At 73.2% G+C, this 19,742-nt stretch carries 18 protein-coding genes; 6 read left to right on the plus strand and 12 right to left on the minus strand.

Going from position 1 to position 19,742, the window contains the following annotated elements:
- Positions 1 to 508: 508 nt before the first annotated feature.
- Both BLV05_RS22260 and BLV05_RS22265 read right to left on the minus strand, forming a co-directional pair.
- The gene (locus BLV05_RS22260; RefSeq protein ID WP_046770501.1) at positions 509 to 1,915 is read right to left on the minus strand and encodes a HAMP domain-containing sensor histidine kinase; all 1,407 of its coding nucleotides are present in this window, start codon (positions 1,913 to 1,915) and stop codon (positions 509 to 511) included.
- A 3-nt stretch (positions 1,916 to 1,918) separates the two neighbouring features.
- Entirely contained in the window at positions 1,919 to 2,614 is a 696-nt protein-coding gene (locus BLV05_RS22265; RefSeq protein ID WP_046770502.1) for a response regulator transcription factor, read from the minus strand.
- Between the two features lie 135 nt (positions 2,615 to 2,749).
- Between BLV05_RS22265 and BLV05_RS22270 the strand changes: the two genes are divergently transcribed.
- The 4 genes from BLV05_RS22270 to BLV05_RS38240 all read left to right on the plus strand — a co-directional run bounded on the left by BLV05_RS22270 (position 2,750) and on the right by BLV05_RS38240 (position 8,748).
- The gene (locus tag BLV05_RS22270; protein WP_046770503.1) at positions 2,750 to 3,775 is read left to right on the plus strand and encodes a tripartite tricarboxylate transporter substrate-binding protein; all 1,026 of its coding nucleotides are present in this window, start codon (positions 2,750 to 2,752) and stop codon (positions 3,773 to 3,775) included.
- Between the two features lie 82 nt (positions 3,776 to 3,857).
- A complete protein-coding gene (locus BLV05_RS22275; protein ID WP_052762754.1) occupies positions 3,858 to 4,319 on the plus strand; it encodes a tripartite tricarboxylate transporter TctB family protein in 462 nt (153 codons plus the stop codon).
- 9 nt (positions 4,320 to 4,328) lie between these two features.
- A complete protein-coding gene (locus BLV05_RS22280; protein ID WP_046770504.1) occupies positions 4,329 to 5,834 on the plus strand; it encodes a tripartite tricarboxylate transporter permease in 1,506 nt (501 codons plus the stop codon).
- 25 nt (positions 5,835 to 5,859) lie between these two features.
- Positions 5,860 to 8,748 carry an AfsR/SARP family transcriptional regulator gene (locus tag BLV05_RS38240; RefSeq protein ID WP_157524283.1) on the plus strand — a complete coding sequence of 963 codons (2,889 nt, stop codon included), beginning with the start codon at positions 5,860 to 5,862 and terminating at the stop codon, positions 8,746 to 8,748.
- A 75-nt stretch (positions 8,749 to 8,823) separates the two neighbouring features.
- On the opposite strand, the gene BLV05_RS22290 is transcribed toward BLV05_RS38240, so the two are convergent.
- The 7 genes from BLV05_RS22290 to BLV05_RS22320 all read right to left on the minus strand — a co-directional run bounded on the left by BLV05_RS22290 (position 8,824) and on the right by BLV05_RS22320 (position 15,367).
- Positions 8,824 to 9,408 (minus strand): TetR/AcrR family transcriptional regulator C-terminal domain-containing protein, encoded by a 585-nt coding sequence (locus tag BLV05_RS22290; RefSeq protein WP_046772723.1) that lies wholly within the window; start codon positions 9,406 to 9,408, stop codon positions 8,824 to 8,826.
- Positions 9,409 to 9,438: 30 nt separating this feature from the next.
- On the minus strand, positions 9,439 to 10,248 hold the full coding sequence (locus BLV05_RS22295; protein WP_046772722.1) for an SDR family NAD(P)-dependent oxidoreductase: 810 nt from the start codon (positions 10,246 to 10,248) through the stop codon (positions 9,439 to 9,441).
- An 82-nt stretch (positions 10,249 to 10,330) separates the two neighbouring features.
- On the minus strand, positions 10,331 to 11,014 hold the full coding sequence (locus tag BLV05_RS22300) for an alpha/beta fold hydrolase (RefSeq protein ID WP_046772721.1): 684 nt from the start codon (positions 11,012 to 11,014) through the stop codon (positions 10,331 to 10,333).
- A gap of 78 nt (positions 11,015 to 11,092) precedes the next feature.
- Positions 11,093 to 13,801, minus strand: coding sequence for a LuxR family transcriptional regulator (locus BLV05_RS22305; RefSeq protein ID WP_083421358.1), 2,709 nt, complete (start codon positions 13,799 to 13,801; stop codon positions 11,093 to 11,095).
- 35 nt (positions 13,802 to 13,836) lie between these two features.
- Positions 13,837 to 14,343 (minus strand): MFS transporter, encoded by a 507-nt coding sequence (locus BLV05_RS22310; RefSeq protein ID WP_152691115.1) that lies wholly within the window; start codon positions 14,341 to 14,343, stop codon positions 13,837 to 13,839.
- A gap of 38 nt (positions 14,344 to 14,381) precedes the next feature.
- Positions 14,382 to 14,801, minus strand: a complete 420-nt coding sequence (locus tag BLV05_RS22315; protein WP_152691114.1) for a hypothetical protein — start codon at positions 14,799 to 14,801, stop codon at positions 14,382 to 14,384.
- Positions 14,798 to 15,367: a class I SAM-dependent methyltransferase gene (locus BLV05_RS22320; protein WP_052763159.1), complete on the minus strand. Its 570-nt coding sequence runs from the start codon at positions 15,365 to 15,367 to the stop codon at positions 14,798 to 14,800. Before BLV05_RS22320 ends, BLV05_RS22315 begins: the two co-directional genes overlap by 4 nt.
- Positions 15,368 to 15,437: 70 nt before the next feature.
- Between BLV05_RS22320 and BLV05_RS22325 the strand changes: the two genes are divergently transcribed.
- On the plus strand, positions 15,438 to 16,316 hold the full coding sequence (locus BLV05_RS22325) for a LysR family transcriptional regulator (protein WP_046772719.1): 879 nt from the start codon (positions 15,438 to 15,440) through the stop codon (positions 16,314 to 16,316).
- Here the strand turns inward: BLV05_RS22325 and BLV05_RS22330 are convergent.
- A complete protein-coding gene (locus tag BLV05_RS22330) occupies positions 16,293 to 16,664 on the minus strand; it encodes a winged helix-turn-helix transcriptional regulator (RefSeq protein WP_046772718.1) in 372 nt (123 codons plus the stop codon). The genes BLV05_RS22325 and BLV05_RS22330 overlap by 24 nt on opposite strands.
- An 81-nt stretch (positions 16,665 to 16,745) precedes the next feature.
- On the opposite strand from BLV05_RS22330, the gene BLV05_RS22335 reads away from it, so the two are divergent.
- The gene (locus tag BLV05_RS22335) at positions 16,746 to 17,156 is read left to right on the plus strand and encodes a RidA family protein (protein WP_046772717.1); all 411 of its coding nucleotides are present in this window, start codon (positions 16,746 to 16,748) and stop codon (positions 17,154 to 17,156) included.
- A gap of 16 nt (positions 17,157 to 17,172) precedes the next feature.
- Here BLV05_RS22335 and BLV05_RS22340 read toward each other — a convergent pair whose 3' ends face one another.
- Together BLV05_RS22340 and BLV05_RS22345 are read right to left on the minus strand one after the other, a co-directional pair.
- Positions 17,173 to 18,258 carry a fatty acid desaturase family protein gene (locus BLV05_RS22340; protein ID WP_046772716.1) on the minus strand — a complete coding sequence of 362 codons (1,086 nt, stop codon included), beginning with the start codon at positions 18,256 to 18,258 and terminating at the stop codon, positions 17,173 to 17,175.
- A gap of 36 nt (positions 18,259 to 18,294) precedes the next feature.
- Entirely contained in the window at positions 18,295 to 19,434 is a 1,140-nt protein-coding gene (locus BLV05_RS22345) for a glycosyltransferase family 4 protein (protein WP_083421359.1), read from the minus strand.
- Between the last annotated feature and the right edge of the window lie 308 nt (positions 19,435 to 19,742).

Below are 19,742 nucleotides of genomic sequence, written 5' to 3' on the forward strand. Positions count from 1 at the left end.
CGGGCCGACGTGCGCCGGTTCGTGCCGTAGGCCGTCCCCCTGCTGCCCATTTCTTAGCCGCAGCTATCAGGGGGACGGGGGAAGTGCGGGCACAGCCCGCCGGATTCGCGCCGTTCGCCTGGCTCTGCACCATTGGCTTCCTGGGTGTGAGGCGCGTCCTGGGTCTCACGCGCGCCGAACACCCGTATCGAGCCCGAAACCGCGCCTCACACCCAGGACGCGCCTCACACCCAGGTTGGTGAACGCCGGGGTCCTGGTCTGCCGGCACGTCCTGGTCCCCAGTCACGCCACCAGCCCCGAATCCGCCGTTTCGCGTCACGGCAGACCACGACGTCACACCAGACCAGGACCCGCCCGGTCGTCCTCCATAGCGACAGTCGTCCTCGATGGCACAAACCGTCCTCGACACACCCAGACCACGGCCCCCGATATCGAAGACGACCGCCACCATCCGGGGGACGGGGAGGAACCGGGCACAGCCCGGACCATTCGTGCCGTTCGCCCTGATTCAGTGTGCCGTTGGTGGTTCGGGGGCGACGGGCAGGGCGACCACGGCGGCGAGGCCGTTGCCGCCGTCGCCGCGCGGGAGGCCGTCGTCGAGCCGCAGCTCTCCCCCGGCCCGGGCCACCAGCTCCGCGCAGATCGCCAGCCCCAGGCCGGTGCCGGGCACGTTCTGGTGCCGGGGCGCGCGCCAGAAGCGGCGCAGCGCCTGCTCGCGGTCGGCGGGGTCGATGCCGCGCCCGTCGTCGCGGACGACGACCTCGACGAGCCCCGACGGGCCGGCCGGGCGCGCCGCCACCTCGACCACCGACGCGTCGGAGAGCCGCATCGCGTTGCTGATCAGCTCGTCGAGGATGCTGCCCAGCCCGCCCGGCGGCTCGAGCAGCAGCAGCCCGGGCGTGACGTCCACCCGCAGCGACTGGCCCTCGACGGAGGTCAGCGCGCGCCACCGGTCGACCCGGGTCTCGAGCAGGGTGTCGAGGTCGACCGGCTCGGCGGTGCGCATGCTCTCCATCCGGGCGCTGGCCAGCAGCGCGTTGAGCATCCGGTGCATGGCCCGCAGCTCGTCGACGGCGACGTCGTGCGCCTGCCGGCCGCCGTCGCCGCTCAGGTGCGGACGCAGGCTCTCGACGACCAGGCGCAGGCTGGTCAGCGGGTTGCGCAGCTGGTGCGACGCGTCGGCGACGAAGGCCCGTTGCCGCTCGACGGAGTGCTCGACGGCGTCCATCATCGTGTTGAACGAGCCGGCCAGCCGGCGCAGCTCGACCGGGCCGCCGCCGGCGTCGACCCTGATGGTGAGGTCGCCGCGGGAGATGCCGGCCGTCGCGGTGTCCAGCTCGCGCACCGGCCGCAGGATCCAGCTCGACACCGGCCAGGCCACCGCCACCAGCGCGAGTAGCGGCAGCAGCCCGATGCCGGCCAGCTGCGCCCAGCGGGTGACGATGCGCTCGCGGGTGCGGTCGAGGTCGGAGACCGTGACGACGACGCCCACCACCTCGCTGTCGCGGCCGACCGGCTCGGCCACGACCAGCCGGGAGTCCTGCCAGGGCCAGATGTCGCGCGACGGCTCGGACCGGGCGCCGGCCAGCGCCGCCTGGATGATGGTGTCGCTGTCGCCGCGGGCCGCGGCGAACTGCTCCTCGGCGCCGAGGATGACGGCGCCGTCGGTGGCGATCAGGGCGCCGGCGATGCCGTAGAGCTCGTGGTAGCGCTCCAGCTCCTGGTCCAGCGCCTCGGTGCGGCTGCCGGACAGCGCGGTCTCGGCCAGCGACGCGAACCGGCCGGCGTCGTTGAGGCGGTCGACGTAGGTCTCCTGCAGCTCGCGCTCGGCGACGGTGATGCCCAGCGGCACGCCGAGCGCGCCGACCAGGAGCACCGCGAGCGGGACGAGGACGGCCAGGAGACGGTGGCGCACGCGTTAGCCGATCAGCTCCGGCTGGTCGGCCACGCGCTCGGCCAGCAGGCGGTAGCCGACGCCGCGGATGGTGCGGATGGGCACGCCGGGCCCGAGCTTCCCGCGCAGCGCGGCGATGTGGGTGTCGAGGGTGCGGGTGGACGCCTCCCAGGACACGCCCCAGATCTGGTCGAGAATGACGTCGCGGCTGACGACGTTCGGCGCCCGCCGGGCCAGCAGGACGAGCAGCTCGAACTCCTTGCGGGTGAGCACCACGCGCGCGTCGTGCACCGTCACCTCGCGGGTGCCGGGGTCGATGCGCATGCCGGCCAGCTCGAGCGGCTGGTCCGGGTGGGTCTGCGCGCGGGCGGCCCGGGTGCGGCGCAGGACGGCGTCGATGCGGGCCAGCAGCTCGGGCACCCCGAACGGCTTGACGATGTAGTCGTCGGCGCCGGTGCGCAGGCCGCGGACCCGCTCGTGCTCCTCGGACCGGGCCGTGACGGCGATGACGGCGGTCTCGGGCTGGTCGCGCAGCTGCCGGATGACGTCCAGGCCGTCGCCGTCGGGCAGCCCGAGGTCGACGAGCACGACGTCGGCGGGCTCGGCGCGCACGGCATCGGCCGCCGTGGCCACCCGGTGGACGTCGAAGCCGGCCTGGGTCAGGACGGTGACGAGTCCCCGCGCCACGCGGTCGTCATCTTCGACGACGGTGATCCGCATACCCGTGCATCTTACGGATTCCCGGCGGCTGTATCCGGGTCCGGATTTTCTTCAGATTTCTCTGACACAACGCCAGCGCATTCTTGCCAAGAATGGTCGCCCACAACCCCCGACGCTGACGAGGAGGTCAGGTCGATGACGACCCTCAGGAAGCCCGCGGTGCGCCTGTTCGCCGCCGTCGCCGCCGTGTCGCTCGCGGCGGCCTGCGCGGAGGACGGCGACACGGGCGACGGCGGTGGCGGTGGCGACGCCGCCGGCTACCCGGACCAGAGCATCACCTTCGTCGTCCCGTTCAGCGCGGGCGGGCCGACGGACACCGTCACGCGGTTGATCGCCGAGCCGATATCGGAGGAGCTGGGCGTGCAGATCGTCGTCCAGAACGTCGAGGGCGCCGGCGGCACCGTCGGCGCCGGCGAGGTCGCCAACGCCGAGTCCGACGGTTACACCGTCCTGATGCACCACATCGGCATGTCGACCGCGCCCGCGCTCTACCAGGACCTCGGTTTCGACCCGCTCGAAGACTTCGAGATGATCGGCCTGGTCACCGACGTCCCGATGACGATCGTCGCCCGTAACGACTTCGAGCCGGAGACGCTCGAGGACCTCATCGACCACGTCTCCGACAACGCCGACTCCGTCACGCTGGCCAACGCCGGCATCGGCGCGGCGTCGCACCTGTGCGGGCTGCTGTTCCAGGACGCGATCGGCGTGACGGTGCAGGAGGTGCCGTACGAGGGCACCGGCCCGGCGCTCACCGACCTCGTCGGCGGGCAGGTCGACTTCATGTGCGACCAGACCACGAACACGTCCGGCCAGATCGCGGCCGGCGAGGTGAAGGCGTATGCCGTCACGACGCCGGAGCGGGTCGCGAGCCTGCCCGACCTGCCGACGACCGAGGAGGCCGGGCTGCCGGAGCTGGAGATCAGCGTCTGGCACGGCCTGTACGTGCCGGCCGGGACGCCGGAGGAGATCGTCACGCAGCTGTCCGACGCGCTGAAGGTGGCGCTGGCCGACCAGGGTGTCATCGACCAGCTGGCCGACCTCGGCACCGCGCCGGTGCCCGAGGCGGACGCCACGCCGGATGCGCACCGGGCCCGGCTCGAGGAGCAGATCGAGAGCTGGGGGCAGGTCATCGCCGACGCCGGCGTCGAGCAGTCCTGACCCCGTCCGAGCAGGTGGGCGGCCCGGTCCGCGAGCGGGCCACCCACCGTCCTACTTCCCTGTCGCCCTGGAGGTGAACGCGGTGGAGCGTCATCGATCCGGCCCGGACATCCTGGCCGGCGCGATCTTCGCCGGCATCGGCCTGATCTTCGTGGTGGCCTCGCTCGACTACGAGCTGGGCACGCCGTTGCGCATGGGGCCCGGCTACTTCCCGCTCGTGGTCGGCGGCATCCTCGCCCTGCTCGGGCTCGGCGTCGTCGCCAAGGGCCTGCTGGCCGGCGAGGACATCTCGTGGGGTGCCGTGCCGTGGCGGTCGGTGGTGATGATCGTGGCCGCGCTGGTGTTCTTCGGCCTCACCGTGCGCCGGGCCGGGTTCCTGCCCGCGGTCTTCGTGACGGCGCTGCTCACCGCGCTGGCCAGCTACCGGATCAAGCCGTTGACGGCGGTCGCGGTCGCCGCCGGGCTCACCGGGCTGAGCACGCTCATCTTCGTCGTCGGCCTGCAGCTGCGCCTGCCCCTGTTCGGGCCCTGGCTCACGTTCTAGGGGGTGTGCATGGACCTGCTGGACAACCTCGCGCTCGGCCTCGAGACCGCGTTCCAGCTCGAGAACGTCCTGTACTGCCTGCTCGGCGTCGTGCTGGGGACGGCGGTCGGCGTCCTGCCCGGCATCGGCCCGACGGCGACGATCGCGATGCTGCTGCCCATCACGTTCAGCCTGGAGCCGGTGCCCGCGCTGATCATGCTGGCCGGCATCTACTACGGGGCGCAGTACGGCGGCTCGACGACGGCCATCCTCATCAACCTGCCCGGTGAGTCCTCGGCCGCCGTCACCGCGATCGACGGCCACGAGATGGCCAGGCAGGGACGAGCCGGCCCGGCCCTGGCTGCCGCCGCGCTGGGTTCGTTCTTCGCCGGCACGGTCGCGACGGTCGTGCTGGCGGTGTTCGCGCCGCCGCTGGCGCGCGCGGCGCTGCAGTTCGGGTCGGCGGAGTACTTCTCACTGGTCGTGTTGGGCCTGATCGCCTCGATCGCGCTGGCCCGCGGCTCGACGCTGAAGGCGCTGGCGATGATCACGCTGGGCGTGCTGCTCGGGACCGTCGGGCAGGACATCTACACGGGGACGCCGCGGTTCACGATGGGCGCACGCGAGCTCTTCGGCGGCCTGGACTTCGTCTCCGTCGCCGTCGGTGTCTTCGGCGTGGCGGAGATCCTGCGCAACCTCGAGAACGAGAAGACGCGGACGGCGCTGGTCCGGCGCGTCAGCGGCCTGTGGCCCAGCCGCGAGGACCTTCGCCGCATCGTGGGGCCGGTCCTGCGCGGGACGGGACTGGGCTCGCTGCTGGGCGTGCTGCCGGGCGGCGGCCACGTGCTGGCCGCGTTCGCGTCGTACTCGGTGGAGAAGCGGATCTCGAAGACGCCGGAGCGCTTCGGCCGCGGCGCGATCGAGGGCGTGGCGGCACCGGAGTCGGCGAACAACGCCGCGGCGCAGACGTCGTTCATCCCGCTGCTGACCCTGGGCCTGCCGGCGCATCCGGTGATGGCGCTGATGATCGGCGCGTTCATCGTGCAGGGCATCACGCCCGGGCCCAACGTCATCGACGAGCAGCCGGCGCTGTTCTGGGGCCTGATCGCGTCGATGTGGATCGGGAACCTGCTGCTGGTCATGCTGAACCTGCCGCTGATCGGGCTCTGGGTGCGGATGCTGGCGATCCCGTACCAGTGGCTGTTCCCGGCGATCGTCGTGTTCGCCGCCATCGGCACCTTCTCGCTGGACTTCAACGCCTTCGACGTCTACGCGGTCGCGGTGTTCGGGGTGCTGGGGTACGTCCTGATCAAGTGCGGCTGCGAGCCGGCTCCGCTGCTGCTGGGGTTCGTGCTCGGTCCGCTGCTGGAGGAGCACCTGCGCCGCGCGCTGATCATCTCCCGCGGCGATCCCTCGGTGTTCGTCACCCGCCCGATCTCGGCGGTGCTGCTGGCCCTCGCCCTCGGCGCCCTGGTAGTCGCCGTGCTGCCCGCCATCCGCCGCAAGCGGGAAGAAGTCTTTGTCGAGGACGACTGACACCGCCGCCGGTAGTCTCGGGGCTGTGCCCGAGTCGGAGGTTTTCGTCCGTCTGCTGGGCGGCCCGGTCGAGGTGCTCCAGGGCACGGAGCGCGTCGCGTTGGCCCGCCGCCCGGCCGCGGTGCTGGCCGCGCTCGCGTTGCGGTTGAACGTGCCGGTGTCCTACGGCGTGATCGCGGAGTTGTTGTGGTCGCCCGACGAGTTGCCGGCCAGCCCGCGCCGGGCGATCCAGACCTACGCCTCCCGGCTGCGGGAAGTGATCGGGCGCGACGCGGTCGTCGCCCATGGGGACGGGTTGCGGCTGCAGCTGGACCCGGACCGGGTCGACCTGTACCGGTTCCGCCGTCTCGTCGACACCGACACCGGATCGCCACGCGAGGAACTCGACGCGTTGAGCCAGGCTCTCGATTTGTGGACCGGGGCTCCGCTGTCCGGGCTGGGGGTGGACCAGCTCGCCGAGGTCGAACGGCCGGCGCTGCTCGACGAGATCCTCAACGTCGCCGAACGGCGCAACGAGCTGCGGCTGCGCCTGGGCGACCTCGACGAGGCGTTCATCGCGTCGCTGCGCCGCCTCACCGCGGAGCATCCGTGGCGCGAACGGACCTGGTGCCACCTGATGCTGGCGCTGTATCGCACCGGCCGCCAAGGCGAGGCACTCTCGACGTTCACCGACCTGGTCGGTGTGCTGCGCGACGGCCTGGGCATCGACCCCGGCGCCGAGGCCACCCAGCTGCACCAGCGGATGCTCGCCGCCGACCCGGACCTGCTCGACCCGACACCCCCGGCGACGGCGGGAGCCGGACCGGTGGCCGAGCCGCCCGCCCAGTTGCCGGCCGGCTCCCCCGCGTTCGTCGGCCGCCGCCGCGAACTGGCCGAGCTGGCGGCGCTGCTGGACCGCCCCGCCGACCGGGTCCGCGTCGCCGTCGTGTCCGGACCCGCCGGCGTCGGCAAGACCACCACCGTGATCGAGGCCGCCCACCGGGCCCGCGCCCGCTTCCCCGACGGGCAGCTCTACACCGCCGGCAGCAACAGCGGCACCGCCGTGCCGGCCCGCGACCTGCTCGGCACCTTCCTGCGCGACCTCGGCACCACGAGCGCGGACATCCCCGCCTCACTGGCCGACCGCGCCGCCCTGTTCCGCTCCCTCTGCGCCAGACGGCGGCTGCTGATCGTCATCGACGACGCCCACTCCGCCGACCAGATCACCGACCTGCTGCCCGGCGCCGGCGACTGCGCCGTGCTGGTCACCAGCCGCCGCCGCATCGCCGTCCCGGCCAACCTCACCCTCGACCTCGACACCATCACCACCGCCGAATCACACGAACTACTCGCCACCCTGGCCGGCGCCGCCCGACTGGCCGCCGAACCCGACGCCACCGCCGCCATCATCCACGCCTGCGCCGGCTCCCCGCTGGCGCTGCACATCATCGGCGGCCGCCTCGCCACCCGCCCGGCCTGGCCGCTCGCGCACCTGCGCGACCGGCTCACCGGACCCGGCCGGCTGGCCGAACTACGCCTGGACGGCCACTCCGTCCAAGCCGTCCTCGACGCCACCACCAGCACCCTCGACCCCACCGACGCCACCCGCTTCCACACCCTCGGCACCCTCCCGGCCGACCTCGTCGACATCGAAACCGCCGCCGCCCTCTGGGAAACCGACCCCATCGAGGCCCGCGACCTGCTCGAACACCTCAGCGACATCCGCCTACTCGAACCAGCCGTACCCGGGTGCTACAGCTGGCACGACCTCATCGGCAGCTACCTCCGCGACCGCCCGGGGCACCGCGACGCCGCAGCTGTCCGGCGGGCACTGCGCCAAGCGATCGCGTCCGCAGCCAACGCGAACGACCGGCTCCGCCCCGGCGACCGCCCACACCACCCGATCGTCGCCACCATCGACGCCGACGGGGTCATCTTCGCCGAACACAGTGACGTCCACGCCTGGCTGCACCCCCGCATAGCGCTGCTCACCGGCCTGGCCCGCGACGCCCTGACCTCCCCGGACGAGAACCAGGCGCTCGAGGCCGCCGCACTGGCCGTCAACCTCGACAAGTTGCTCTACGAGTGCTGCGGTGCCGGACACGATACCGAGGAGCTGCTCCGCCTCATCACCGTCGCGCCGCTGCCGCCGGCCGCTGACCGTTACGTCGGCGCCGCCTGGCACAACCTCGCCTCGGGGCTGTCCGACCAGGGCCGGCTGGCGGAGGCCGACGAGGCGGCCGCGCAGGCGATCGTGATCTGGCGGCGCCTCGGCGACCGGTACGGCGAGGCAGCTCTGCTGAACAACCTCTCCGTCCTGCACGGCAAGCTGGGCGACTACGCCGCCGCCCTCGAGCTCATGCGCCAGTGCATGGCGGCTGCCGACGCACTGCCGGACATGCTCCGCAGCCGCTGCCAGGTCACGTTCGCCGATCTGCTCGCGCGCAGCGGTGATGCCGCCGCGGCCCAGGTGGCGCTGGCGGCGGCGCGCGCACTGCACGTGCCGGAGCCGGGCTCGATCCCGGAGTACCACGATCTGACCGCCGAGATCGAGGTCCACCTCGTGGCGGAGCGGCCGATCGAGGCGGTCGCCGCCGCCGAACGCGCCGTCACGGCGGCCCGGGAGATGCACGCCAGCCAATGGATCGCCCGGTCGACCTTATTGCTCGCCCGAGCCCGCCGGCTGGCCGGGCAGCACAGCCTGGACACCGCCGCCGCAGGACTGCAGCACCTCATCGGACTTCACTACGGGAACGTCCAGTGGACCTGCGAGGCGCTGATCGAGCTCGCCCACGCGCACCGCGCCCGCGGCGACCTCCACAGCGCCGACGCCTGCGTCGCGGAGGCGACCCGCCTCGCCGACCAGGCCGGACTCCGCGGCACCCCCTGGGCCGACGCGCTGTTCAGGCAGTTCGTCACCACGCCGCAGCCGTGACCTCGTCGCCTGGCCGCGGCTAGGGTGTGTCTCCCAAGTCCATGGCCTACTGCGCGGCGACTTGGGAGACACACCCTAGAGCCGTAGCAACCGGGCGATGCCGTACTCGAACCGGGCGTCGAAGGAGTCGGCGACCATGAGCTCCGGGCCGACCCGCGCCAGCGCCGGGTAGCTGCCGTCCAGCAGCCGCTCGAGCTTGCTCTCGGGCGGGTCGGACGGCGTCTGCTCCTCCTGGGTGAGCCCGATGGTGAAGTAGACGACCGCCCAGCACAGCCGGGCGGCGTCGGCCTCGGCGTAGCCGGCCTCCAGCAGCGAACCGACGATGGTGTCGGCGACGTGCAGGGTCTTGCCGGTGCCGGTGTGGGTGCCGGCCACCAGCCGGCCGCCGTCGCGGTGCGCCAGCATCGACGCGCGGTACCGGCCGGCGAGGGTGCGCACCCGCTCGACGGGGTCGGCCGGTAGGTCGTCGGTGCGGACGGCGCCGACGATGGCGTCGGCCATGGTGTCGATCAGCGACTGCTTGGTCTTGACGTACCAGCTGACCGAGTTGAGGTGGGCGCCGAGTGTGCGAGCGACCCCGCGCAGCGACAGCTTCTCCAGCCCGTCGGCCTCGAGCGTCGTGAACGCGGCGGCAACGACGTCGTCCTGAGTCCAGCGCATGGCGTTCAGACCCTAGCGCACGGCGACCGGTCAGAACGCCGCTCGCGACACGTCGTCCCAGCGCTCCCATTCCTCGATCCGGGCCGCGTACTCCTGCTTGATCAGCGGCAGCGGCGCCGGCCCGAAGAAGATCCGCAGCGGCGGCTCCTCGGCGTCGACGACCCGCAGGATGGCCGTACGGGTGGCGCCCGGGTCGCCGCGCTTCCCGGCCGGCCGGGCCATCGCGGCCCGGACGTCGTCGTAGACGGCGGACCGCTCGGCGTGCACCGCCGACGGGCCGGCCCAGTCGGTGGCGTAGCCGGCCGGCTCGACCAGCGTGACCTTGACGCCGAACGCCTTCACCTCGGCGGCGAGGCTGGCGGTGAAGCCCTCCAGCCCGAACTTGGAGGCGTGGTAAAGCCCCAGGCCGGGCAGCGAGTACACGCCGGCGATCGACGACACCTGGATCAGGTGGCCGCTCCCCCGGGCGCGCAGGTGCGGCAGCGCGGCCTGGGTGACCCACAGCGGCCCCAGCAGGTTGACGTCGAGCTGGTCGCGGGCCTGCTGCTCGGTCACCTCCTCGACCGTGCCGAACAGGCCGTACCCGGCGTTGTTGACCACGACGTCGAGCCCGCCGAAGTGCGACACGGCCCGCTGTACGGCCGTGGCGACGGCGGCCCGATCGGTGACGTCGGCCTGGAGCGGCAGCACGGCGTCGCCGTACTTCGCGGCCAGGTCGTCGAACGCACCGGCGGAGCGGCTCAGTGCCGCCACCCGGTCGCCGCGCTCGAGCGCGGCCTCGGTCCACTCGCGGCCGAAGCCCTTGGACGCTCCGGTGATGAGCCAGGTCTTGCTGGACATGGTGACCTCCTTGTTTTGGTCAGTGACCAAGTTCTCTTCGTTCGAGTAAACTTGGTCACTGACCAAAATGTCAAGAGGGCACTCAGCCGGCCTTCGCCGCCGCGGCGCGGATGAGGTCGGCCACGACCGTCGGCCGCGAGACGTAGACGGCGTGGCTGCCCGGCGTCTCGACGATGGTCGCGCCGGTGCGCTCGGCCATCGACGCCTGGGCGGCCGGCGGGATCATCCGGTCCTCGCTGACGTGCAGGTACCAGCTCGGCTTCAGCCGCCAGGCCGCCTCGGTGACGGCGCCGCCCAGTGCGTCGACGCCCCACGGCACCTGCGAGTCGGCCAGGAAGGCCGCGTCCTCGGCGGAGAGGTCACCGGCGAACGCGGCGTGGAACTCGGCCCGGTCGAGGAACAGGTAGCCGTTGACCGGCGGCATGATCGGCGGCTGCGGGCCGTCGGCCGGGAAGGTCGCGAGCAGCGAGTTCACCGACTCCCCCTGGTCGGGCACGAACGCCGTGATGTACACCAGTGCGGCCACCGCGTCGTGCGTGCCGGCCTCGGTGATGACCGCGCCGCCGTAGGAGTGGCCGACGAGCACGACCGGACCGTCGATGCTGTCGAGCACGTCGCGCGTGGTCGCGGCGTCGTCGGCGAGGGACTTCGTGGGGTTCTGCACGACGCGGACGTCGAAGCCGTCGGCGCGCAGCTCGTCGTAGACGGCGCGCCAGCCGGACCCGTCGACGAACCCGCCGTGGACGAGGACGATGGTGGGACTCATGGTGACTCCTTCGATCGGTGTGGACACGATCGAACCTAGGCAGCGCGCCGGCCGCCGGAATCCGTCAGATGACGTAGCTCAGTGGCGCCGGCGTTCCAGGGCGTCGCGCAGCGCGCCACGCGAGCCGATGCCGAGCTTCGGGAACACCCGCGACAGGTGCGTCGACACGGTCCGCGGCGAGAGGTAGAGCTGGGCCGCGATCTCCTTGTTCGTGAGCCCGGTCGCCGCGAGCCGCGCGACGGTGGCCTCCTGCGGCGTCAGCTCGTCTCCGCCCGGGTCGATGCCGCCCGCGGCGCGCAGCTCGCGCACCGCCCGGCCGGCCCACGGCGCGGCGCGCAGGTCGCGGAAGGCGTCGACGGCGGCGGCCAGCTGGGCCCGGGCATCGGCCGGCGCGTGCGCGCGGCGCAGCTGCTCGCCGTACACGAGCTGGACCCGGGCGCGGTCGAACGGCCAGCGCTCAGCGCCGGACGCGGCCAGCACGAGGTCGAAGCGGTCGCGCCAGTCCGCGGGGTCGGTGAGCGCACCGGCGGCGCCGACCAGCAGGCCGAGGCGATCCGAGAGCAGGCCCAGCCCGGCCTCCTCGGCGGCGCGGACGTGCGCGGCGGCCACCGCCGTCCGGCCCGACCGCGTCGCGGCCTCGACCAGGTCGAACACCAGCCAGACGGCGTGCGGCAGGAACGGCTGCAGGGTGCCGGCCGGGCTGACCGAGGCCGCGTGCCGGTACGCCGACTCGAACCGGCCGTGCGGGAGCTGCAGCAGGCAGCGCACGTGCGAGGCGTACGCGGCCAGCGTGTAGAGCCGGCGCGGCGCCGCCCACAGCAGCAGCTGCTCGGCCGCTTCGTCGGCGACCGCCTCGCGGCCCCGGGCGGCGTCGGCCATCGCGCGCAGATACCGCCCGGGCGCCGCCGTCAGCGCGTACCCGAGCTCGTCGCAGAGCCGCAGGCCGTCGTCCACGACCTGCTCGAGCTCGTCCCACCGGCCTCGGACCCAGGCGTCGAGCCCGATCAGGAACAGCGACTCGATCTCCTTCGCGACCGCGCCGCCGCGGCGGCCGTCGTCGATGACCCGCCACAGCGGCTCGCGGGCGCGGCCCACCCGGTCGAGGTGGGCGGCCGCGGTGGCGACCCGGGTGATCCGCACCGGGTCCGAGCTGAACCGGAGCCCGTCGAGGGCGGCGTCGAGGCGGCCGACGACGGAGACGTCGCCGCGCGCGGGGTCACCGAAGGCGACGTCGAGCAGCGCGAGGAGCTCCGGCAGCTCCGGGAGGACGCGGGCGAACTGCCGGTGGGTGTCGGCCCAGAACTCGGCCCGGCCGGCGTAGAACCCGACGGCCACCAGGGTGTGCAGTGCCTCGACGGTCGGGTCGTCGGCGGCGTCGAGCGGGCCGGGCAGTGCGTCGAGCGCCGCGACCAGCAGCCGCTGTGCGCTCGACGCGTCGCCCTCGCCGTTGAGCAGCTGGTAGGCCGCCGCCGTCACCGCGGCCAGTGACGGCGCGCCGTCCGGCTCGGGCTGGGCGTCGACCAGCAGCCGCGGGCCGGCCTGTAGCTGGCCGGTCACGTGCGACCCGAGATAGGCGGCGCGGGCCACCCGACGGGCGCGGTCGGCGCGGGCCGGGCTCAGCTCCGCCGCGCGGAGCATCGCAGCGGTGGCGCGCGTGCTGTTCCCGGCGTGCAGCAGGTCGCCGGAGACGGCCTCGAGCAGCCGGGCGACGTCCTCGTCCGGCCCCGAAGCGGACTGCCCGAGGTGCCACGCGCGCCGCTGCGGGTCCAGCCGGAACGCCTCCGCGAGCAGGGCGTGGGCGTGCCGCCGCTCCTCGCTGGCCGACAGCTCGACCACGGCCGACCGGAGCAGCGGGTGGCGGAACTCCAGCCGGCCCGACCGCGGGTTGAGCCGGACGATGCCGGCCCGTTCGGCCGGGGCGAGGTCGTCCTGGCCGGTGGGCATCCGGGTGCACTGCTCCAGCGTCATGCTGTTCTCCGCGCCGGCGAGCACCACGAACAGCAGCAGCTCCCGGGTGCCGCCGGGCAGGTCGCGCAGCCGCCGGGCGTAGAGGGCGGTCAGCCGCTCGGTCAGCGGCAGCGTGTCGGTGAGCGGCCGCGGGTCGGCGTCCAGCGCCGCCGGGAGGTCGAGCAGCGCGAGCGGGTTGCCCAGCGCCTCGGCGCGGATGCGCCGCCGCACGTTCGCCGGGAGGGCCGGGAACCGGTCGGCCAGCAGGGCGTCGGCGCTCCGCTCCGACAGCGGCGGCAGGACGTGCGCGTCGAACCCGCTGCGGACGAACACGTTCTCCAGCTCCGACCGCGCCGCGACCAGCAGCCGGACGGCGGCGTCGCGGAGCCGGCGGGCGACGTACGCGAGCGCCATCGCGCTGGCGAGGTCCAGCCATGGCGCGTCGTCGACGACCAGCATGAGCGGCCGGTCGGCCGCGACCCGCGTCAGCAGCGCCAGGGCCGCGGCGCCGGCCAGCAGCTGGGCCGGCGGCGGCCCCGGCTCGAGCCCGCAGATGACGGCGACGGCGTGGCGGTGCGCCTCGTCCAGCGCCGGCAGCTGGTCGAGCAGGGGGTGCAGCACCAGGTTGAGCGCGCCGTAGGTGAGGTCGGCCTCGTACTCCAGCGCGGTGGCCCGCAGCACGCGCCGTCCGGCCCGCTCGGCCTGCTCGGCGCCGGCGTCGAGCAGGGCGGTCTTGCCGGCCCCGGGCTCGCCGCTGAACAGCAGCACCGGCCCGAACTCCGGTGCGCCGCGGGCGAAGGCGGCCATCAGGCCCAGCTCCGCCTCGCGCCCGAACAGCATGGCTCACCCCCCTGCGCCAAGCTACGAGCCACCGATCATCGTCCGCAAGCCCACCCCGCGGGCCTTCTGAGCGGACCGACCCGGGTGGAGGCGACGAGGACGCCGGCGGAGAGGACGGTGGCCAGGACGAGCAGTCCGACGAAGCCCCAGACCAGCATGATCGGCCCGGCGGCGAGCGCCGCGCCGGCCGAGACCAGCGTCATCGCGGTGTCGGCGGCGCCCTGGATGCGCGTGTCGCCCGCCGAGCTGGCCGCGATGTGCGCCGACGCCGCCACCGTGCAGACCGACCAGCCCAGGCCCAGCAGGAACAGCCCCAGCCCGTGCGTGTAGGCCGCCGATCCGGCGAAGCCGGCCGCGACCGCCGACGAGATCAGCAGGATGGTGCCACCGGCGACCAGCGCGGGGCGCACCCCGACGCGGTCGGCCAGCAGCCCGGACAGCGGCGCGAACGCGTACATGCCGAGGAAGTGCACCGAGATGGCCGCGCCGATCGCCGTGTGCGACCCGCCCTCGTGGTGCATCTGCACCGGCGTCATCACCATGACGGCGACCATCGTGGCGTGCGCGAGGACGAGGCCGGCTACGGCCGGTGCGACGGCGGCGAACCGCGACCTCCCGGCGCCCTGGGCACCGGTGATGTCCGGCGGCGGGACGCGGCCGGTGTCGCGCGCGACGAGGAGGGGGTCCGGGCGCAGGAGGGCGAAGACGAGCAGCCCGGCGATCGCCGCGCACGAGAGGTCGAACAGGAACGGCCCGGCCAGCGGCGGCCGCGCCGGTTCATCCAGGCGGCCAGCAGGTACGACGACACGCCCGCGCCAACCGTCAGGGTGGCCTGGGTGAGGCCCGCGGCGCCGGTGGAGCCGGACATCTCCGCCGCGAGGATCCCGCTGACGGCGAACGTCACCGTCACCGCGATGCTGCCGAGCACCTGGCTGGCCAGCAGCAGCGCCATCGTGCGCCGCTGCACGCGGCCGACGTCGACGTCGACGTCGACGATCACGGCCGCCACCCCGCCGGGACGTCGGCCGGCTGCAGGCCGACGAGCTGCAGGCCGAGCACCGACTCGGTGTCGCGCAGCGTCTCGTCCTCGAGGTAGCGGTACAGGTACGGGACGCTCGCCAGCGACGCGATGGTGAACCGGCCGGCGACGGCGTCGACCATGGCCGCGCCGGTGTGCAGGTCGCGGTGCTCGTCGCGCCAGCGCGACAGCGAGCCGGGCTGGTCGTAGAAGAGGTCGGCGATGGCGGTGCCGGCCCGCTCGTGCGCGAACTCGTCGATGAGCAGCCGGCCGCCCTCGCGCAGCAGCGCGGCGGCCGAGTCCAGCGCCCGGCCGAGGTCGTCGACGTGATGCAGCGACAGCGCGAAGACCACCGCGTCGTACGGGTCGTCGCGGAAGTCGCAGATGTCGGCGGTGCGGACGCCGGGCCGGGCCCGCTCCGGGTCGATGTCGATGGCGGTGACGTCGTAGCCGCGCTCGCGCAGGCGGTCGGCCAGGGCGCCGTCGCCGCAGCCGGCGTCGAGGATCCGGGCCGGTGCGGGTGGCAGGTGGGTGTCGATGAAGTCCATGGCTCCACCGTGCGGCGGATCCGCCATGAGCACCACTGCAGGTCGGACAGACCAGGTATACGCTCGACGCATGCTCGACACGTGGTCGCTGCGGGTGCTGGCCGAGGTCGCCGAGCGGGGCTCGTTCTCCGCCGCGGCCGAGGCGCTGACGATGACGCAGCCGGCCGTCTCGCGGCAGATCGCCTCGCTCGAGCGCCGGGCCGGGGTCCGGCTGTTCCGCCGGCTGCCGCGTGGTGTCGTCCCGACCGCGGCCGGGGTCCTGGCCATCGACGAGGCGCGCGCGATCCTCGGCCGGCTGGCCGGGCTGGAGGCGCGACTCGGCGCGTTCGCGCAGCTGCGCAGCGGGCACGTCCGGCTGTCCGCCTTCCCCAGCGCCAACACCGAGTTCGTGCCCGCGGCGATCCGCCGGTTCAGCGAGCTCTACCCCGGCGTCGAGGTGGGCCTGGTCCAGGCCGGGCCGGGCGAGCTGCGCACCGGCGCCGTCGACGTCGCGCTGCTCACGTCCTGGGACGAGGCCGGCGACGACGTCGACCTCGTGCCGCTGCTCGACGAGGACCACCGCATCGCGTTGCCGTCCACGCACCGTCTGGCCGGCCGCACGACCGTCCCGCTGCGCGAGCTGCGTGGCGAGACCTGGATCGAGGGCAGCCACCCCGACTGCCTCGGCCCGCTCGACGTCCTCGAGAAGACGCTGGGCGGCCCGCCCCGCATCGGCTTCACCTGCGACGACTGGACGGGCAAGCAGGCGCTGGTCGCGGCCGGCATGGGCGTCACGATCATGTCGACGCTGGCCGCCTCGGCGGTCCGCCCGGACGTCGCCCTGCGCCCGACGTCGCCCACCCTGCCGCGGCGGCGCGTCCTCGCCGCCGTCCTGCCGCCGGCCGTGCGCACGCCCGCGGCGACCGCGATGCTGACGGTGCTGACGTCACTCGCCGCCGGCTACCGCTGACGCGTCGTCGAAGCGGGCGCGGGCGCGCTCGACGTCGGGGAGGTTGTCGGCGGTCCAGAGCAGCAGCGCGTCGATGAGGTCCTGGAGGGTCTTGCCGAGCGGCGTGATGCGGTACTCGACGGCGACCGGCCGGGTGCTGACGACGACCCGCTCGACCATGCCGTTGCGCTCGAGCCGGCGCAGCGCGGCCGTGAGCGACTTCTGCGTGACGACGGGGATCGCGCGGCGCAGCCCGTTGAAGCGCAGCGGCCCCTCGCACAACCGGTCCAGCACGTGTAGCGACCACTTGTCGAGGACCTGGTCGAGCAGCTCGCGGTGCCGCCCGGTGACCTGCGGGGTTTCCGTCATGACACCTAGTCTCGTTGAAGTTCCCTCCGGACACCAGGTAGACATCAGATACCCGTTCTGACCACGCGAAAGGAACTCCCCATGACCGTACAGGTGCTCACCCCGGACGGCATGTTCCAGCCGGTCCCGTACCACCACGTGTCCGTCGGCACCGGCAGCCGCCAGGTGCACGTCGCCGGCCAGATCGCCCGCGACGGCGACGGCAGCCCCGTCGCGACCGGCGACTTCGCCGGGCAGCTCGCGCAGGCGCTGCGCAACACCGCCCGCGGCCTGGCCGGCGCCGGCGCGACCTTCGCCGACGTCGTCCGGCTGCGGTTCTTCATCGTCGGCTGGAACGCGGAGACGTACGACGCGTTCACGGCCGGCATCGAGAAGGTCGCCGACGAGATCGGGCTGCCGCGGCCGCTGCCGCCACTGTCCGCCATCGGCGTCGACTACCTGTTCGAGCCGGACGTGCTCGTCGAGGTCGAGGCGTACGCGGTCATCGACTGAGGCCGGCCGCGCGCTCTCAGCGCAGCTGGGTGGCGAGCGGGCAACCGAACGGGTCGGGCATGCGGCCGACGTCGTTGAGGTAGCGGCTGATCGCGCGGAAGGCGCCGAAGAACGTCGTCTCGGTGTAGTGGACGTCGTGCTTGACGCAGTGGGCCCGGACGAGGTCGCGCGCCCGGCGCAGGTTCGGCCGCGGCATGTTCGGGAAGAGGTGGTGCTCGATCTGGTAGTTGAGCCCGCCCATGGCGAAGGTGGTGAACCTGCCGCCGCTGATGTTGCGCGACATCAGCACCTGGCGGCGCAGGAAGTCGATCTTCATGTCCGGCGGCACGATCGGCATGCCGACGTGGTTGGTCGCGAAGGCGCTGCCGAGCAGCAGCCCGAACACCAGCATCTGCACGGCGAAGAAGGCGGCCGCCTTGCCCGGCGGCAGGACGAGCAGCAGCACGGTGATGTAGCCGCCGAGCCGGGCGGCGATGAACGCGATCTCCGTCCAGCGGTGCTTGAGCGGCTGCTTGCCGACGAGTCGCTGGATGCTCGCGATGTGCAGGGCGACGCCGATGAACGGGACGAACGGGAGGAAGTACCCCTGCCACCGGGTGAGCTTGGCCGCCAGCCCGCGCCGGGCCTGCGCGATGGCCGGGGTGAAGGCGAACGCACTGGGCCCGATGTCGGGGTCGGAGCCCTCCTTGTTCGGGTTGGCGTGGTGGCGGCTGTGCTTGCTCACCCACCAACCGTGGCTGAGCCCGGCGAACAGCCCCGACAGCACCCGCGACGTCCAGTCGTTCCAGTGGTGCGACCGGAAGATCTGCCGGTGCGCGCTGTCGTGGCCCAGGAAGCTGATCTGGGTGAGCACGACCCCCAGCCCGGCGGCGAGGAGCAGCTGGAACCAGGAGTCGCCGAGGAAGGCGAACGCGACCCAGATGCCGGCGAAGACGGCGACGGCGCCGAGGATCCTGGACCAGTAGTAGGTGTAGGCGCGGCGGAGCAGCCCTGCCTCCTTCACCTGCTGTGCCAGTTCGGTGTAGGTGCTCACGTGCCGCACGCGCTTCGGCGCGGCGTCGCTCGCGGGATCGGCGGTCGCGCTCGGCGAGATGGTGGTCATGTGGGTCTCCTTGAGGCCGGCGCCGCTGTCATGGTTTTACCCCGCGGTGCGGATGTCATCCCGCTCGTCGGTCAGCACGGCCCGCGGTCGCGGCGGTTCCGCGGACGGTGCGGCGATCAGGTCTTCGAGTTGCCGGACGATGGTCGCCGGCGGGATCGGCCGCGGCTGAGCCAGGACGCTCAGGAGCGTGTCCACCGACTGTCCGACGGTGAACCTCGTCCCGGCATCGCGGCGTGTGGTGTCAGAGAGTGGCCCGGCCGCGACGGCCGCCCGGATGCCCCAGGCCAGCGCCTCGGCGTCGTCCGGCTTGACCAGGGTCACGCCGCCGCAGTCGGTCTCGGGCAGGCCGCCGTCGTCGGAGGCGATGACCCGGCAGCCGGCGTGCTGGGCCTCGATCGACACGATGCCGAAGGTCTCGTGCCAGTACTGGCTGTTGGACGGCATCACGACGATGTCGTGGTCGGCCATCAGCGCCGCCATCCTGGCCGGAGACTTGCGGGTGGGGACGACGGAGATGCGCGGGTGCGCGTCGAGCAGGCGCCCGATGATCTTGCCCTGCGGCTTGTCGGCGCCGGCGGTCGTCGCCATGAAGACGAGGTCGAGGTCCTGGTCGATGATGTCGATGTGCAGGGTCGACATCAGGGTGTAGATGCCCTTCTCAGGGCTCAGCCGGCCGGCGTACAGCACCCGGGTCGACCCGCTGATGTTGACGGGCCGCGGCTGTGCGGCGAAGCACGGCTCGGCGAACGGGTACACGACGCTGATGGTCGCGACGTCGACGTCGAGGAAGCGGGCCCACAGCTCGGCCGAGTAACGGCTGGTGGCGATCATGGTGCGGTCCCTGGTGCCGTCGGCGGCGAAGGCCCACTCCCGCTCCCGGATCGGCGGCGGGTTGTGCAGGATCAGGAACGACGGCGTCCGGGTCGGCACCGGGTGCGGCTCGTTGACGAAGACGACGGTGCCGTCGAGCTCACCGACGCCGGCCAGCGTCGGCAGCGACAGGAACGGGATGTCGGTGAAGTCGTCGCGGCCGTCGGCGGTGCCGAGGCCGACCGTGACGACCTGCGCGGGGACGCCGCGCCGGTTGAGTTCTCGGACCTGGCCGACGGTGTAGTTCTCCGAGCCGCCGGTGCCGGCCGGCAGCGGGTTTCCCGGAGACCAGATGAAGGAGATCAACGTGTGTACCACCCATGGGGGTCGGTGTGTGCCGGGCTCGAACAGGGCGCGATCCGCGACGACCGCGGCTGCGAGCCCGGTCGCGACGACGGGTCGAGATGGTGGACCCGCGCGAATCCGACCGTGCGTGAGGGGACAACTACGTCAACGCTGAAACACCCGACGACCGGGCAGCGGCGCATCCCGCAACGTTCGATGGAACAACGATCACAGCTATTGGGAGAGTAGCACGTGCGGCCCCACTACCAGCACGAACGGCGGGTGAACGACGGTGACGGGGTCGCCTGCGGCCGCAAGCGCGAGCCGCG

Source organism: Jiangella alkaliphila, assembly GCF_900105925.1.
GTDB lineage: Bacteria > Actinomycetota > Actinomycetes > Jiangellales > Jiangellaceae > Jiangella > Jiangella alkaliphila.